13 protein-coding genes are annotated in these 16,650 nt (G+C 60.8%); 4 read left to right on the plus strand and 9 right to left on the minus strand.

Annotated features, from left to right (window positions below; translation table 11 throughout):
- Positions 1 to 41 precede the first annotated feature (41 nt).
- The 4 genes from purT to IFT47_RS04100 form a co-directional block, all read right to left on the minus strand.
- Positions 42 to 1,223 carry a formate-dependent phosphoribosylglycinamide formyltransferase gene (gene purT, locus IFT47_RS04085; RefSeq protein WP_172610874.1) on the minus strand — a complete coding sequence of 394 codons (1,182 nt, stop codon included), beginning with the start codon at positions 1,221 to 1,223 and terminating at the stop codon, positions 42 to 44.
- A gap of 117 nt (positions 1,224 to 1,340) precedes the next feature.
- A complete protein-coding gene (locus tag IFT47_RS04090) occupies positions 1,341 to 1,604 on the minus strand; it encodes a DUF1289 domain-containing protein (protein ID WP_192170766.1) in 264 nt (87 codons plus the stop codon).
- Positions 1,604 to 2,128: a gamma carbonic anhydrase family protein gene (locus IFT47_RS04095; RefSeq protein ID WP_192170765.1), complete on the minus strand. Its 525-nt coding sequence runs from the start codon at positions 2,126 to 2,128 to the stop codon at positions 1,604 to 1,606. The genes IFT47_RS04090 and IFT47_RS04095 overlap by 1 nt, the downstream gene beginning before the upstream one ends.
- 75 nt (positions 2,129 to 2,203) lie before the next feature.
- Positions 2,204 to 2,815, minus strand: coding sequence for a CoA pyrophosphatase (locus IFT47_RS04100; RefSeq protein ID WP_192170764.1), 612 nt, complete (start codon positions 2,813 to 2,815; stop codon positions 2,204 to 2,206).
- 153 nt (positions 2,816 to 2,968) lie between these two features.
- Here IFT47_RS04100 and IFT47_RS04105 point away from each other — a divergent pair, with 153 nt between their 5' ends.
- Together IFT47_RS04105 and IFT47_RS04110 are read left to right on the plus strand one after the other, a co-directional pair.
- The gene (locus IFT47_RS04105; protein ID WP_192170763.1) at positions 2,969 to 3,520 is read left to right on the plus strand and encodes an NUDIX hydrolase; all 552 of its coding nucleotides are present in this window, start codon (positions 2,969 to 2,971) and stop codon (positions 3,518 to 3,520) included.
- A gap of 50 nt (positions 3,521 to 3,570) precedes the next feature.
- Entirely contained in the window at positions 3,571 to 4,134 is a 564-nt protein-coding gene (locus IFT47_RS04110; protein ID WP_192170762.1) for a L,D-transpeptidase family protein, read from the plus strand.
- A 55-nt stretch (positions 4,135 to 4,189) separates the two neighbouring features.
- Here IFT47_RS04110 and IFT47_RS04115 read toward each other — a convergent pair whose 3' ends face one another.
- Together IFT47_RS04115 and purL are read right to left on the minus strand one after the other, a co-directional pair.
- Positions 4,190 to 4,501, minus strand: coding sequence for a Nif3-like dinuclear metal center hexameric protein (locus IFT47_RS04115; protein WP_192170761.1), 312 nt, complete (start codon positions 4,499 to 4,501; stop codon positions 4,190 to 4,192).
- A gap of 6 nt (positions 4,502 to 4,507) precedes the next feature.
- Positions 4,508 to 8,407: a phosphoribosylformylglycinamidine synthase gene (gene purL, locus IFT47_RS04120; RefSeq protein WP_192170760.1), complete on the minus strand. Its 3,900-nt coding sequence runs from the start codon at positions 8,405 to 8,407 to the stop codon at positions 4,508 to 4,510.
- A gap of 213 nt (positions 8,408 to 8,620) precedes the next feature.
- Here purL and mltF point away from each other — a divergent pair, with 213 nt between their 5' ends.
- Complete coding sequence (gene mltF, locus IFT47_RS04125; protein WP_197983489.1) at positions 8,621 to 10,081, plus strand: membrane-bound lytic murein transglycosylase MltF; 1,461 nt, start codon at positions 8,621 to 8,623, stop codon at positions 10,079 to 10,081.
- 136 nt (positions 10,082 to 10,217) lie between these two features.
- On the opposite strand, the gene tadA is transcribed toward mltF, so the two are convergent.
- Entirely contained in the window at positions 10,218 to 10,700 is a 483-nt protein-coding gene (tadA, locus tag IFT47_RS04130) for a tRNA adenosine(34) deaminase TadA (RefSeq protein WP_192170758.1), read from the minus strand.
- Entirely contained in the window at positions 10,700 to 12,073 is a 1,374-nt protein-coding gene (locus tag IFT47_RS04135; RefSeq protein ID WP_192170757.1) for a multicopper oxidase family protein, read from the minus strand. Before IFT47_RS04135 ends, tadA begins: the two co-directional genes overlap by 1 nt.
- Positions 12,074 to 12,244: 171 nt before the next feature.
- Between IFT47_RS04135 and IFT47_RS04140 the strand changes: the two genes are divergently transcribed.
- Positions 12,245 to 15,178, plus strand: a complete 2,934-nt coding sequence (locus IFT47_RS04140) for a membrane-targeted effector domain-containing toxin (protein WP_192170756.1) — start codon at positions 12,245 to 12,247, stop codon at positions 15,176 to 15,178.
- A gap of 116 nt (positions 15,179 to 15,294) precedes the next feature.
- Here IFT47_RS04140 and IFT47_RS04145 read toward each other — a convergent pair whose 3' ends face one another.
- On the minus strand, positions 15,295 to 16,431 hold the full coding sequence (locus tag IFT47_RS04145; protein WP_192170755.1) for an alpha/beta hydrolase family protein: 1,137 nt from the start codon (positions 16,429 to 16,431) through the stop codon (positions 15,295 to 15,297).
- Positions 16,432 to 16,650 lie beyond the last annotated feature (219 nt).

The following is a 16,650-nucleotide window of genomic DNA, read 5'->3' on the forward strand; positions in this document are numbered from 1 at the left end:
AACGGCGCCCCTGAGGGCGCCGTTTCTATTCAGCGTAAAGCTTACAACTGGACCTTCACCGCCATCGAAGCGCGAGTGGCCTTGCGACGGGCCGCTTCGATCGACTCGTCACGGGCCAGAGCCACGCCCATGCGGCGCTGACCATTGACCTCGGGCTTGCCGAACAGGCGCAGCGCGGTGTCCGGTTCGCTCAGGGCTTGTTCCAGGTTGGCGAACGCCGTCTGGGTCGATTGACCTTCGACCAGAATCACCGCCGACGCCGATGGCCCGAACTGGCGAATCAGCGGGATCGGCAGACCGAGAATGGCCCGGGCGTGCAGCGCGAACTGCGACAGGTCCTGGGAAATCAGCGTGACCAGACCGGTGTCGTGGGGACGCGGCGAGACTTCGCTGAACCAGACCTGATCGCCTTTGATGAACAGCTCGACGCCAAACAGGCCACGGCCACCCAGCGCTTCGGTTACCGCTTTGGCGACGCGCTCGGACTCGGCCAATGCGACCGGGCTCATGGCCTGGGGCTGCCACGATTCCTGATAGTCGCCCTTCTCCTGACGATGCCCGACCGGCGCGCAGAAGGTGGTGCCGCCGACGTGACGCACGGTCAGCAAAGTGATTTCGTAATCGAAATCAATGAAGCCTTCGATGATCACCCGGCCTTTGCCGGCACGACCGCCTTCTTGGGCGTAGTCCCAGGCCTTCTGGATGTCAGCGTCGGTTTTCAGCAGGCTCTGGCCTTTGCCCGACGAACTCATCACCGGCTTGACCACGCACGGGAAGCCCAGGTCTTCGACGGCTTTTTTGTAGTCTTCGAAGGTGTCGGCGAAGTGATACGGCGAGGTCGGCAGGTCCAGCTCTTCAGCGGCCAGACGACGAATACCTTCGCGGTTCATGGTCAGCTGCGCAGCGCGGGCCGTCGGAATGACCGTGAAGCCTTCGGACTCCAGCTCCACCAGGGTCGCGGTGGCGATGGCTTCGATTTCCGGGACGATGTAATGGGGCTTCTCGGATTCGATGACCGCACGCAAGGCGGCGCCGTCGAGCATATTGATCACGTGGCTGCGGTGCGCGACCTGCATCGCCGGAGCGTTGGCGTAACGGTCGACGGCGATCACTTCAACGCCCAGGCGTTGCAGCTCGATCACCACTTCCTTGCCAAGCTCGCCGCAACCGCAGAGCAAAACGCGGGTCGCGGTCGGCGACAGTGGAGTTCCGATTTGAGTCATCTCAGGTCCTCGTGGAGCAGGTCGAGGGTTGCTCGCCGTGTGCAAGCAACCGCAGGTAGAAAGGCGCGCAATTTACCATGAAGGCCGGGGAATGGGATGCAGCGGCGCAGGGTTGATTCAACGTCGAGGGCTGTTGCCACTCACCTGAAACATCATCCCGCTCGCCCTCGCCCGCTCATCGCAGGCGACCAACACGGCACGGCGCGCCTGGTTGTCCATTCGGCTCCAGCCGGTGATCTCGGCCACGGTGCGCTGGCAACCGGTGCAGATGTCGGCGTCGTCCAGTGCGCAAATGCTCACACAGGGCGAGCGGACCGGCTTTTCATGGATCGGCTGTTCATCGACGGGTGCTGCATGGATGGGGGGTTCGGCGCTGGACATCAATCTTCCTGCGGGGCCAGGTCACGCGCGTAGCGCTGGGCGTTGTGGACGTAGTGGGCGGCGCTGGCGTCGAGCATCTGCTTCTGTGCGTCAGTCAGCTCGCGGACGATCTTGCCCGGCGAGCCCATGACCAGTGAACCGTCAGGAATGACTTTGCCTTCGCCGATCAGTGAATTCGCGCCGATGATGCAGTGTTTGCCAATCTTCGCGCCGTTGAGGATGACCGAGTTAATGCCGATGAGCGTGCTGTCACCCACGCTGCAACCATGCAGCATCGCGTTGTGGCCGATGGTCACGTTGCGGCCGATGGTCAGCGGCGAGCCCATGTCGGTGTGCATGACCGTGCCGTCCTGCACGTTACTGTTCTCGCCGATGTCGATCAGCTCGTTGTCACCGCGCAGCACGGCGCCGAACCAGACGCTGGCGTTGGCCTGCAAGCGCACATTGCCGATGACAGTGGCTGTCGGCGCGATCCAGCTGCTGGCGTGCGCGTCGACGCGGGCATCGCCCAGGCGGTATTTCATGGTCTGCTCCTCATGGCTCGGTTCTCATGGCTCGGTTCTCATCGCTCGGTTCTCATCGCTCGGCGCGGCCGTGGCTCAGGATTTCAGCGTGTGGATGATTGATCGTTTGGGCGGTTCGTTGAGGTCGATGCCGCTGTCGAACAACAAGTTCATCAGCTCGACGATCATGATCGCGGTCAGGCCCCAGATCTTGTACTCGCCGAAGCGGTAACTCGGCACGTACCAGCTGCGCCCTTGATAGTCGATGCGATGGGTGTGTTCGCGCGCATCCTGGCGGAAGAAATCCAGCGGCACGCTGAAGACCGCCGCGATCTCGCCATCATTAGGGGTGTATTCAACGAAGTCGGGAATAACGCCGACGTAGGGCGTCACTTTGATGCCGTGCTTGGAGATCAACGGACTCAGCGGGCCGATCACTTCCACCAAGCCAGGTGGCAAACCGATCTCCTCTTGGGCTTCGCGCAGTGCGGTGAAGATCAGGTCCGGATCCTCCGGGTCACGCCGTCCGCCCGGAAAGGCCACTTCGCCGCCGTGGGTCGACAGGCCGCTGGCGCGCAGGGTCAGCACCAGTTCGGGCTCTGCGCTGCGAGTGATGGGCAGAAGCACGGCGGCCTCGGGAAAGCGCGCGTCCGTTTCCAGCATCACCGGCGTGTGGCTGCTCATACGGTGAAGTAGCTCATCCAGCATGGGAATTCTCGATCGGTTGCCTGCCCGGCATCATGCACCAAAGCGAAGATGCGCCCAAGTCTTGTAGGACAACCCGCCCGCGCAAGACGCCTCTTGCCGTCCACCCGCGCTACAGCTCAAGATAGCCGCTGCCAACAGGAACCCGATTCGATCATGAAATTCTGCAGCAACTGCGGCGAACAGGTCATCCAGCGTATCCCCGAGGGCGACAGCCGCCCGCGTTACGTGTGTGAACATTGCGACACCATTCACTACCAGAACCCCAACATCGTGGCCGGCGTCGTGCCGGTGTGGGGCGAGAAAGTGTTGCTGTGCCGTCGCGCCATCGAACCACGACTGGGTTACTGGACGTTACCCGCCGGTTTCATGGAAAACGGCGAAAGTGTCGAGCAGGCCGCGCGCCGCGAGACACTTGAAGAAGCCTGCGCGGAGGTCGAGGACCTGCAGCTGTATTCAATGATCGATGTGCCGCACATCAACCAGGTGCACATCTTCTACCGCTCGAACCTGGTCAGACCGGAGTTCGCGGCCGGCATCGAAAGCCTGGAAGTGAAGTTGTTCGACGAAGCCGATATCCCGTGGTCGGAGCTGGCTTTCCAGACCGTCAGACGTACCCTAGAATGCTTTTTCCGCGACCGGCGGCAGCAGGATTTCCAGGTGCACACCGATTGCCTGTCCGTCACACCTCCTCATAAAACCACTTGATCAAGACGACGGCGCGCGATTGCCGCGCAGGCTTCAGGGATACCCTTTTCATGCGTTGGTTGCTTGCCGTTTTATGCCTGTCGGTTGTGCCGATGTCCCAGGCTGCGTTCACTCAGACCATCGTGCCCAAAGGCAGCGAACAGAAGTTCGTCGGCGGTAAGGTTGTCGACACCCAGAACATCGCGGACCGGACCATCGATAAGGTGCTGGTGCTCAAATCCGCGCATCAGCTGCAGCTGATCAGCCGTGGCGAGGCGCTGAAGACCTATCGAATCTCACTGGGCAAAGCGCCCATCGGACCGAAACTGCAAGAGGGAGACCAGCGCACACCGGAAGGTTTCTACTGGCTCGACTGGCGCAAGACCAGCGACGCCTACAACCTGTCGATGCACATTTCCTACCCCAACATTTCCGATGCCGCACGCGCCCGTCGCGAAGGCGTGAAGCCCGGCAGCATGATCATGATCCACGGTACGCCGATCAATGACGATTACCCGGAGTGGTATTTCCACACGCTCGACTGGACGAACGGCTGCATCGCGATGCGCAACAGCGATATTCGTGAAGTGTGGGATCTGGTGAAAGACGGCACGATGATCGAGATCAGGCCGTAAGTATCTGCGGGGGTCATGCAGAAAGCATCTGTCTAAAGCAAGGCTGCGGGGAAAGCTAGGTATCTTCCAGTTTCCACACGTCATAAGCCGGTACTTCGTAAGGATGAATGGCCTTCAACGCAGCAACCGCCTGCCCGATCAGCTCATCTGACACGACAAGCTCGACCTTCCATTCCTGAACCTGCTCGACCTCGCCGGCTTGCCCGATGAACGGCTGACTGCCGTCCAGCGGGCGAAACTGGCCTTGCCCGAGCACCTGCCATGAGCAGCAGTCATACGCGCCGATTCGCCCCGCACCGGCGGCGAACAACGCGCTTTTGACCTGCTCCACATGGCTCGGTGGCACAAAGAAGGCCAGCTTGTACATCAGCGGTCAGTTAACCCAGACGCGCGCGTTACGGAACATGCGCATCCACGCGCCATCTTCAGCCCACTCATCCGGACGCCACGAGTTGGTCACGGCGCGGAACACACGCTCAGGGTGCGGCATCATGATGGTGACGCGACCGTCGAGCGTGGTCAGACCCGCGATACCACGGGGCGAGCCATTCGGGTTGGCGGGATAGGTTTCAGTGACCTTGCCGTGATTGTCGACGAAACGCACGGCAACGGTGCCGGACAGATCGGTTTCAATCAGCGCTTCAGGAGTCTTGAACTCGGCGTGACCCTCACCGTGCGCGATGGCGATCGGCATGTGCGAGCCGGCCATGCCTTGCAGGAAGATCGACGCCGACTTCTGGATTTCGACCATCGCCACGCGCGCTTCGAACTGCTCCGAGCGGTTGCGCACGAAGTGCGGCCAGAACTCGCTGCCCGGGATCAGTTCGCTGAGGTTGGACATCATCTGGCAACCGTTGCAGACACCCAGCGCGAAGCTGTCGCTGCGGGCGAAGAAGCCCTGGAACGCATCCCGTGCACGGCTGTTGAACAGCGCGGACTTGGCCCAGCCTTCGCCGGCACCCAGTACGTCGCCGTAGGAGAAACCACCGCACGCCACCAAACCTTTGAAGTCATTGAGGTCGACGCGACCGGCGAGGATGTCGCTCATGTGCACGTCGACCGAGGCGAAACCGGCGCGGTCGAAGGCAGCCGCCATTTCAACCTGACCGTTAACGCCCTGCTCACGCAGCACTGCCACTTGTGGGCGAACGCCCTTCTTGATGTAAGGCGCAGCGATGTCGTCGTTGACGTCATAGCCCAGCTTGACGTTCAGGCCCGGGTTGTCTTCTTCCAGCAGCGCATCGAATTCCTGATCGGCGCAATCGGCGTTATCACGCAGGCGCTGGATCTGATAGCTGGTTTCGCTCCACTGGCGCTGCAGCAGGCGGCGATCACCTTTGAACACGGTGTCGCCGCTCAGGCTGATGATCACGTCACTGTTGTTGATCGGCTTGCCGATCACGGCGACGCAATCTTCGCCCAGGCCGGCAGCGCTGAACTGTGCGAGCACGAGCGGCGTGGCGTCCTGGCGAACCTGGATCACTGCGCCCAGCTCTTCGTTGAACAGAATGGCCGCGACTTTTTCGCGCTTGCCGGTCAGCGTGTCGAGTTCAAGATTCAGGCCACAATGGCCTGCGAACGCCATTTCCAGCACGGTCGCCATCAAGCCACCGTCGGAACGGTCGTGATAGGCCAGCAGGTGGCCGTCGGCGTTGAGGCCCTGAATGACGGCAAAGAAAGCTTTGAGGTCTTCGGCGTCATCGACGTCCGGCGCGACGCTGCCGAGCTTGCCGTGGGTCTGGGCGAGAATCGACGCGCCCATACGGTTCTGGCCACGACCGAGGTCGATCAGGATCAGATCGGTCAGGCCCTTGTCCATGCGCAGTTGCGGGGTCAGGGTCTTGCGGATGTCGGTGACCGGTGCGAAACCGGTAACGATCAGCGACAGCGGCGAGGTCACGGTTTTTTCGGTGCCTTCGTCGCTCCAGCGGGTCTTCATGGACATCGAATCCTTGCCCACCGGAATGGTAATGCCCAGCTCGGGGCACAGCTCCATGCCGACCGCTTTCACGGTGTCGTACAGACGCGCGTCTTCGCCCGGGTGGCCAGCGGCGGACATCCAGTTGGCGGACAGCTTGATGTCGGAGATCTTGCCGATGCTCGACGCCGCGATGTTGGTCAGGGTCTCGCCAATCGCCATGCGACCGGACGCCGGAGCATCCAGCAAGGCCAGCGGGGTGCGCTCGCCCATCGCCATGGCTTCGCCGGTGTACACGTCAAAGCTGGTTGCGGTGACGGCGACGTCCGCCACGGGCACTTGCCACGGGCCGACCATCTGGTCGCGATTGACCATACCGGTGATGCTGCGGTCGCCAATGGTAATAAGGAAGCTCTTGCTCGCCACGGCCGGATGATGCAACACGCGCTGCACGCTTTCTTCGATGTCGAGGGAGCTTGGGTCGAAGTCGTCGCCCAGCTCGGTTTCACGCTCGGCCGAACGGTGCATGCGCGGGGCCTTGCCCAGCAGCACTTCCAGCGGCATGTCGACAGGGTTGTTGCCGAAGTGGCTGTCGGTGACGGTCAGTTGCGGCTCTTCAGTCGCCTCGCCTACCAACGCAAACGGGCAACGCTCACGTTCACAGATGGCTTTGAAGCGTTCGAAATCAGGGGCGCTGACCGCCAGAACATAACGTTCCTGGGACTCGTTGCTCCAGATTTCCAGCGGCGCCATGCCTGGCTCGTCGTTCGGCACGTTGCGCAGCTCGAAGCGGCCGCCGCGGCCGCCGTCGTTGACCAGTTCCGGGAAGGCGTTGGACAGACCGCCCGCGCCGACGTCATGGATGAACGCGATCGGGTTGGCCTCACCCAGCTGCCAGCAGCGGTCGATGACCTCCTGACAACGGCGTTCCATTTCCGGGTTTTCACGCTGTACCGAGGCGAAGTCCAGGTCAGCCGAGCTGGTGCCGGTAGCCATGGAGGAAGCTGCGCCGCCACCCAGACCGATCAGCATCGCCGGGCCGCCGAGCACGATCAGCTTGGCGCCGACGGTGATTTCGGCTTTCTGCACGTGCCCTTCGCGAATGTTGCCCATGCCGCCTGCGAGCATGATTGGCTTGTGGTAGCCGCGAACTTCATCGCCGTGTGGCGTGCTGATCGACTGCTCGAAGGTACGGAAATAACCGGTCAGGGCCGGACGACCGAACTCATTGTTGAACGCCGCGCCACCCAGCGGACCTTCGATCATGATGTCCAGCGGCGTCACGATGCGCTCGGGCTTGCCGTACGGCTTTTCCCAAGGCTGCTCGAAACCCGGAATGTTCAGGTTGGACACCGTGAAACCGGTCAGGCCGGCTTTCGGCTTGGCACCACGACCGGTTGCGCCCTCGTCGCGGATCTCGCCGCCGGAACCAGTGGCTGCGCCCGGAAACGGAGCAATCGCCGTCGGGTGGTTGTGGGTTTCGACCTTCATCAGAATGTGCACCGGCTCCTGAACCGCACCGTACTCGCGGCTTTCAGGATTCGGGAAAAAGCGGCCGGCCACGCTGCCGACGATCACCGAAGCGTTGTCCTTGTAAGCGGACAGCACGCCTTCGTTGTGCATCTGATAGGTGTTCTTGATCATGCCGAACAGGCTTTTTTCCTGGCTCTGGCCGTCGATGTCCCAACTGGCGTTGAAGATCTTGTGACGGCAGTGCTCGGAGTTCGCCTGCGCGAACATCATCAGTTCGATGTCGTGGGGGTTGCGCTTGAGGCCGGTGAACGCGTTCACCAGATAATCGATTTCGTCTTCGGCGAGGGCCAGGCCGAGTTCGACGTTGGCTTTTTCCAGCGCCGCGCGGCCGCCACCCAGTACGTCGATGGCGATCAGCGGCTTGGGCTCGGCGTGGCTGAACAGGCTGGCGGCCTCTTCCAGCGCGCCCAGTACGATCTGGGTCATGCGGTCGTGCAGCGCGTCGGCGATCAGCTGTGCGTCGGCGTCGCTGAACTGACCCTCTACATAAAAGGCAATACCGCGCTCAAGACGCTGGATCTTGGTCAGGCTGCAATTGCGCGCGATGTCGGTGGCCTTGCTCGACCATGGCGAAATGGTGCCGAAACGCGGGAGGACCAGGAACAGGCGGCCCGCAGGCTCCTGCACCGGTACGCTCGGACCGTATTTCAGCAGGCGGGCAAGCACTTGCTGCTCGTCTTCGGTCAGGACGCCATTGACCTCAGCGAAGTGGGCGAATTCAGCGTACAGGCCACTGACAGCCGGAACTTTATCGTTCAGCTGCGCAAGTAATTTCTTGTGGCGGAAGGCGGAAAGGGCGGGAGCACCACGCAGGATCAACATCGTCGGGACAGCCTCGGGAAGGGGGTGTGCTTTGAGGCCGTGCATTCTAGCCTAATCGCTCACCGTCGGCACCCGAAACCACGGCATGGGATGCACCCGAATGTCGGCTCCGGGCGCTTGCCTGCGCCGGAAGGTAAAAAATCCTCTGCTCTATCAGACGCGACCCGCGCTGTCGAGATATGGCGGTATGGCTGCTTTGCGTATACTGCACCGATGTTTTCACAATCAGATTTCCGCCCACGCTGTGCCAAGTGGCTCATCGCAACCGGAATCTTCCTGCTGCTCGGCGCGTGTGTGGAGAAACCCAACACGCTGGAACGAGTCAAGGAGGATGGCGTTCTGCGCGTCGTCACCCGCAACAGCCCGGCGACCTATTTTCAGGACTGCAACGGTGAAACCGGTTTCGAGTACGAACTGGTGAAGCGCTTCGCCGACGATCTGGGCGTTGAACTGAAAATCGAAGCCGCCGACAACCTCGACGACCTGTTCGATCAGATGGGCAAACCCGGCGGGCCGGTGCTGGCGGCAGCGGGTCTGGTCAGCAGCGAAAACCGCGCGAAGCAGGTACGTTTTTCCCACTCCTATCTTGAAGTCACCCCTCAGGTCGTTTACCGCAACGGCCAGTCGCGCCCCACCGATCCGGGCGATCTGGTCGGCAAGCGCATCCTCGTGCTTAAAGGCAGCAGCCACGCCGAGCAACTGGCAGCGCTGAAGGTCAAGTACCCCGGCATCAACTACGAAGAGTCCGATCAGGTCGAAGTCGTCGACCTGTTGCGTATGGTGGACGAGGGCCAGATCGACCTGACCCTGGTGGACTCCAACGAATTGGCGATGAATCAGGTGTATTTCCCCAACGTTCGCGTGGGCTTCGACCTCGGCGATGGCCGCGATCAGCGTTGGGCAGTGGCGTTAGGCGATGACAACAGCCTGCTCAATGAGATCAACGCCTATCTCGACAAAATGCAGAAAAACGGCATGCTGCAGCGGCTCAAAGACCGCTATTACGGGCATGTCGACGTGCTCGGTTACGTTGGCGCCTACACCTTCGCCCAGCACTTGCAGGAACGCCTGCCCAAGTACGAAAAGCACTTCCAGACCGCCGCCAAGGCTGAACAGGTCGACTGGCGTTTGCTGGCGGCAATCGGTTATCAGGAATCCTTGTGGCAGCCGGGCGTGACGTCGAAGACCGGCGTGCGCGGCTTGATGATGCTGACCCAGAGCACGGCCCAGGCCATGGGCGTGTCCAATCGGCTCGACGCCAAACAGAGTATTCAGGGCGGCGCCAAGTATTTTGCCTACGTCAAAGAACAGCTCGACGACTCGATTCAGGAGCCCGATCGCACCTGGCTGGCGCTGGCGTCCTACAACATTGGCACAGGCCATCTGGACGACGCGCGCAAGCTGGCGGAAAGCGAAGGCCTGAACCCGAACAAGTGGCTGGACGTAAAGAAGATGCTGCCGCGTCTGTCGCAGAAGAAGTGGTACAGCAAGACCCGCTACGGCTATGCCCGGGGGGGCGAACCGGTCAGTTTCGTCGCTAACATCCGCCGTTATTACGACATCCTGACGTGGGTGACGCAGCCACAGATGGAAGGCGGCCAGGTCGCGGAAGGCTCGCTGCATGTACCCGGGGTGGACAAGACCAAGCCGTCGGAAGAGAAAGCGCCGCTTTAGTCAGTGTCAGAAACTGTCCGGGATGGCCTCAAAAACACAGGACTTGTGGGAGTGAGCTTGCTCACGAAGACTGATTCCGAGGCGCTGGAGGTGTAGTGATTTCACTCACACGGCCTGACAGCAAACCCAGCTCCAGCTACCCCTTCGCCCGCCTCATCCTGAAAAACTCGCTCAGCATCGTCCCGCACTCCTCCCCCAGCACCCCGCCTTCAAACAGCACGCGATGATTGAGGAACGGCTGCATGAAGAACTGCCCCTGACTCTGCACTACCCCCGCTTTCGGCTCAGTCGCGCCATACACCACGCGGGTGATGCGCGAGTGGACGATCAAACCGGCGCACATGCTGCAGGGTTCCAAGGTCACGTACAGCGTGCTGCCCGGCAGGCGGTAATTGCTGAGTGACTGCGCCGCTGCGCGAATGGCGACCATCTCGGCGTGGGCGCTGGGGTCGCTGCCGCTGATGGGGCAGTTGAAACCGCGGCCGACGATTTCACCGTCCTGCACCACCACCGCGCCGACCGGCACCTCGCCCAGCAACGCACCCTCCGCTGCCAGCGCCAGGGCTTCACGCATGAAGTGCTGATCGCGGCTGCGATCAATGATAGGCGGCTGACGCATCAGGAGACCTCGATAGCGGCCATGAGACCGGTTTCCATGTGATCGATCACATGGCAGTGAAACATCCACACGCCGGGATTATCCGCCACCAAAGCGACGCGCGCGCGCTCATTGCGCCCCAGCAGGTAGGTGTCGGTGAAGTACGGAATCACGTCCTTGCGATTGGAGGCGATGACTTTGAAGCTCATGCCGTGCAAGTGAATGGGGTGCTGATATTGCGTCATGTTCTTCAGCTCGAAGATGTAACTCTTGCCTCGTTCTAGCCTGGCGATCGGCCGGTCGGCGCAGGTCTTGTCGGTGATGTCCCAGGCCTGGCCATTGATCTGCCACAAGCTGGGCGGTTTGCCGTTGTCGACATTCACCGACACCGAACCGACCCACTCGAAATTGAAATTGAGCTTCTCGGCAGCGGCCAGATCAGGCTCGGCGACCGGATTCGCTGGCAGCTCAGGCGGCCATTCGCCCGGCGCATCGTTGTTGGGGACCGAGCGAAAGGTGCCCAGCCGTACGGGGCCGTTGCGCAGGGATATCTCTTCACCGACGGCAGGCGCCTTGATCGCCAGACAGATGCGCATGCCCGGCCCCAGCCAGTAATCCTTGCCCAGCGGGCGCGGTTTGACCGGGTTGCCGTCCAGGGCGTAGATCATCGCCTCGGCGCCCGGCAGGTTCAGGCGATAGGTCACCGTGTTGTCCAGGTTGAGAATGCGCACCCGAGTGATTTGCCCGGCAGGTAGCTCGACGACGCCTTTTGGCACGCCATTGATCGTCGACAATCGCCCCGCCGTGCCCTCGCGTGCGGCCTCGCGAATGACGCTGAAGTCGGTGAAAGCGCCCTCCTCGTCCACGTGCCAGCTCTTCAGGCTGACCACGCGTTCGTGGGCAAACCCGGTGGGCTCGCGCTCCTCGACGATCAGCGGCCCGACCAGCCCGCGCCCGAGCTCCTCGCTGCTGCTGACGTGGGGGTGATACCAATAGCTGCCAGCGTCCGGCACGCGGAATTTATAGTCGAAGTACTCGCCCGGCTTGACCGGCAATTGCGAGACGTACGGCACGCCGTCCATCTCCAGAGGCAGCCGAATACCATGCCAATGGATGGTGGTTTCAACGGGCAGGTGATTGATGAAACGTACCCTCAGCCATTCGCCCTGCCTGACACGCAGTTCAGTGCCCGGCGCCGAACCGCCGAATGCCCAGGCGGGCGTCTGATGCCCGGCCACAAGTTCGACGTCCAGCGGCGCGGCGATCAGCTCGTAATCGTGCCCTTCGCCCGGCCCGCGCTTGCCCAGCCAATACCTTGAGGCACCGCCCGCGCCAAGCCCGACCACGGCAAGACCGGCCAGACCTCCGAGTATCTGTCGACGGGTAAAAGACATGTACGAAAAAACCTCAAACGACGGGTCGCATCCTTGAACGATACGAGGGGCGGACACGATACACCTGCACTTACAGAAATTTAAGGAGACCGCGTACGCAATACATATTTAGTGCCAAATGAGTCGGCAATCCCGCCAAGCTTGTCTTCCCGTTCATCAAGGAAGACGAATATGACCACCGCAGTTAATCACCTGTCCTCTGCAACCCTGGACCAGGATCGAACCGCCCTCATCAGAATAAGTGAGCGTCTGGTCGAGGCCTGCCCGGACATGCGTGAAATGGCCCGCAGCATCGCCCGGGAAATCCTCCTGCGTCAGATCGGTCACGACGCCGAACCCGACACGGTTTACTGGCACCGCTTCCACACGGCGGTTAGCAGTCCGCGATCATTCAATGGCTGGCAGCACCGCGATGCGCCCTATCAGTCGATGAGCCTTCCGCAATTGGTCATGCACCGTTTCACCCCCCACGATCAGGATAACGCCGACACCCTGCAGATGCTTAGCGGGTTCTACACCGCAGACGCCGATGCGGACGCCTTCGATGAGCGAAACGAGGTCAGGATGTTGCCCGCTCAGGTCATGGGTGAGTTTTGGTCAGTGGATTTCAAATCCCGCTATCACGAGAAGCTGAAGGCGTTCTGGCGCGACTTCGCCGATCACTTCCGCACCATGGCGAAGGCCAACTTTATCGCCAGCGCCCTTGAAGACCATCAAGCGGGATGGCTCACCGAAGAGGACCTGCGAAGCGTCCTACGCGCGGCGAACGTAGAACCGCCCGAGTCACCAAGCCTGGAAACCCTTCAAGCCAGCGCTCCGGCCAGCGCCGAAGCGAGTGTCTGGACCTTTGACGTGATCGGCTACGAGGCCAGCGACATCTTGCGCGTCGTGACCGCCGGCGGCCGACAGATTCTCTACACCCCCGGCGAAGTGCAGGCGTTTCATGCCTTCGCGACACCGGAGGAATTGCACTGGTGGCTGCTGTCGCAAAACAACCGCACCGAGCGGCGCGCGCGTTTCATGGGCCATTTCCCGCTGTCCGCCCACGGCGAGGCTGACGACAACATCGGGTTGTTTCACGGCCTGGACGTTCTTTACACCACATGGGGCGCGGCGCATCCCGGCGTGATCAATCAGCACAGCAAACCTGTGTCGGGTGACCCGTTCAGCCATCTGCGCGACTCGACCCGCACGCGGATGTTGGCCGACGCAGACCTGGCGCTGCACTCCAACGGCGATCTGCGCAAACAGATGTGGATTGGTTATCTGCGGTCGTTCTCTCAGCTTTCCGGTGCGCTGGCAGCGATTGACTGGCCGATTGCGCTGGCAGCCGTCGGCGCGGGCATCGCCGACATGGGCCTGAATATCGATCAGGCCCTGAACGGCGCAAGCACGGCGCAACGCAAGGCGGGGGTTATCGGCGCTGTGGCGGCCAGCATCGACGTCCTGTTTAACAGCACCTTTCTCGTCGGCGGGGAAGCGATATCGGAAGGCGAGTTGCTGCGGCCTGAACCCGAGGGGGAACCAGTACCCGAAGTCGATGAGCCTATTGATGTATTCGTTGACACGCCGGGCTTCGAACCAGAATCCGTTTACCCCTTTGAACGCAACGATGGGCTGGCCTCCTTCGAGACCAACATGCTGCTGGATGCCTTCGAACCCATACGCGAAGAAGGCCGTATGAAAGGCATCTGCCTGACTGATCAGGGCGAGACGTTTATCGAGGTCGATGGCTTCGCCTACGCCGTTCGCTACATCAACGAGCTCAAATCCTGGGCCATCATTGATCCGGAAAATCCTTTCTCGTTTTACCGAAACATGCCTGTGAGCCTTAACGCTGCCGGGGCATGGGAGCCCGTCACACCCTTGGGTCTGTCAGGCGGCGGGAAGGTGCTCGGCAGGATGTGGCCCGGTCGTGGTGTCGGCGTTTCTCCGCAGACGACCACCCTTCCCAGCCCATACGAAATCCCCGACGCGCTGAAATCGGAGGTCATGGATGGCGCGCAGTATGGCGGTCGCTTTGTCGACGATCGCTATCGCAGTCCCGATTTCGACAAGCCCGACCCCTACGACGAGTTCAAGCGAATCCGTCGCAATCTGCGAGACGACGCCAACACATTCTTCAACACGCTGGAACTGCCAAAGCGTCCAGAGATTCCCGAGCTGCCTGCCAACGCGCCGCTCAAAAGTGCTCTCAAGAGCCTATTCAAACGCTCATCGGGCCTGGTCATCGGCGAGAGTCATGCCGGGATCGGCAGCAAGCAATTTCTCATTGAACAGATGCCGTTACTCGCCAAGCTCAAGGTGAAAACCCTCTACATGGAGCACATGCTCACCGACTTCCATCAGGCTGATCTGGATGCTTTTTCGAGAACCGGCACTTTGTCGTCTCAGCTCGAGGAGTACATCAAGACGCTGGACAAAGGCCATCGAACTGACCCAACCGGAAAGTACACATTCATGGCCGTGCTCAAATCCGCGCAAGAAAACCGCGTGCGCATTCGGGCAATCGACTGCATGGCGAGCTACCGCGTCGACGGCATGGAAGGTGCGGAGCAAACGCTGCGGCAGAAGGTGATGAACTACTACGCCAAAGGCGTCATCGACGCGGACCAAGGGGCGAGAAGCGACGGCAACTGGGTGGCACTTGTGGGTAACTCCCACGCCAATACGTACCAGGGTGTTCCCGGTATCGCGGAACTGGAAGGGGTTGTAGGGCTGCGCATTGAGGACGTTCGTTTGGCAGAGTCAGCGGGAATAACGTCAGACCCCGGTATTGAAACGACCGACACGGTGGGCCGTCGTGCGGGACGAGTGCAGAGTGATCTGCGTCTGCAGGTTCTGGTCGCCGCGCCCCGGATTGAGCTCAGCCTGGAGAACAAGCTGCTTCGAGCGGGCATGTTCACCCTCGATGACAGTGACGGTCAGTTGACCCTCGTTCACCGCAGCAATGAAGGCTTGGCGGTTCGTACCGAGATCAAAAGGGAGGGCAAGCGCGTCTTTATCGACCGGCCGAAGTGGCAGCGAGTGAGCGGACGTCGGTTTGATACGTTGGGGGATTTGACGTCGGCGCTGGAGCTGATGGGGATGACGTGGGTGCGTTGAGGCTTCATGTGTGAAAAAACCGAGTGAGGCCTTGCGGCTTCACTCAGCTTTTTGGGAGGAGCGCGGTCTCGACAATGCTCACGACGCGACACCCAAGCGGGGTTGTACAGAGCATCTCATTGCCGCGTCAGCGGCAGGTTGTCCTGCCAGCCTTTTAACAACGTCGTATTTTCCGCAATGAGGTGACAGGTCTGACCCGTCGTTTCGCGGCACGTGCCGAGCGCGAGCTGTTCCGCCTTCTTGAGCGAACGCGTTCCGAACTGCCAGAAAAGGCCGGTGCCGGTTTTGGAGACGGCCATGGCTTTCTCGGTGACACTTTCAACGTAGGCCTCGGCATTCGCACGGTCTTTCGGCCCAAGTTTTGAAAGGAGCGGCATCAACGCGCTGTCGTCCATGGCGGGAAGATGGTTGTGTTTCAAAAATGCTTCGATGTGAGGTTTCAGCAGAATATTGGCCGTTTGCATGTAAAGGGTATGCCCATTGGTCCCGACGGGCGGCAGCGCCACATACTCAGCATTACCACCTTGGGAGCGATAACCCGCTAACATCTGCGCGACAAGGTCCGGGCCAAAATAGGGATCGTTTGCCGCGTACATCCAGAGCGTCGGTGTCGGATTGTCTTTACCGAATCGGGTGAAATTTCGTACGAGGTCCGCTTGAAATAATGGGCACTCCTCGGGGGAATCTACGTCGGTGTAGTGATAAACGCCGCCAGAGAGACTGATCACCGCTGACAATGGCCGCCCCGGTTGAGCCGCCAGGTCCATCATCGCAGCGCCGCCTATCGAAACACCGACCCCCAACGCCGTGGACGGGTCCACGTCCGGACGCTTGCGAAGAGCGGTCAGTGCAGCGCCAAGCTCCTTGCCATGGACATCGAGAAACCTGGCGACTGTCGGGTGGGCGCAATCTCCCCCGCCTTCGATAAAACGCCCCGTAGAACGCCCATAGCCCGGCCACACCACTGAAGCGGCAAGCCAGCCTCGGTGTGCAAAATCGTGTGCGATGTGGGAAAGCCAATCGGCACGAACTGAGGAAGGAGAGTCTCCTGCAGAGCCGTTGACGATTAGCGCGATGGGAAACTTGCCAGCGTGCGCAGGAAGGACGATCAAGGCTTCGAGTTTCTCGACATGCGAACCGACTTTGATAGGCAACATCAACTGCTCTTCGCGCACCGCCGTATCGGCGTACGCCTGACCAGCACAGAGAAACAGCACAGACATCAAAATCATCAAACGTCGAACTGATTGCATCGTAGAACACTCGCGTTACGCATGCCTGACGAAGACAAACCCTGTCGTTTTTGCAATTGCCGATTCGCGTGATCAGGTGATCACTCAGCCGAGGCGGGTAACATGCCACATCGCCACGGTGCTTGGCGATACATTCCCCTGCCAAATTTTGACCGGCTTTCTAAAAGAAAAAAGCCCGCTTTTACGCGGGCTTCAGGACATTTCTTGCTATCGGGTGCC

The organism is Pseudomonas sp. CFBP 13711, assembly GCF_014842265.1.
Classification (GTDB): domain Bacteria; phylum Pseudomonadota; class Gammaproteobacteria; order Pseudomonadales; family Pseudomonadaceae; genus Aquipseudomonas.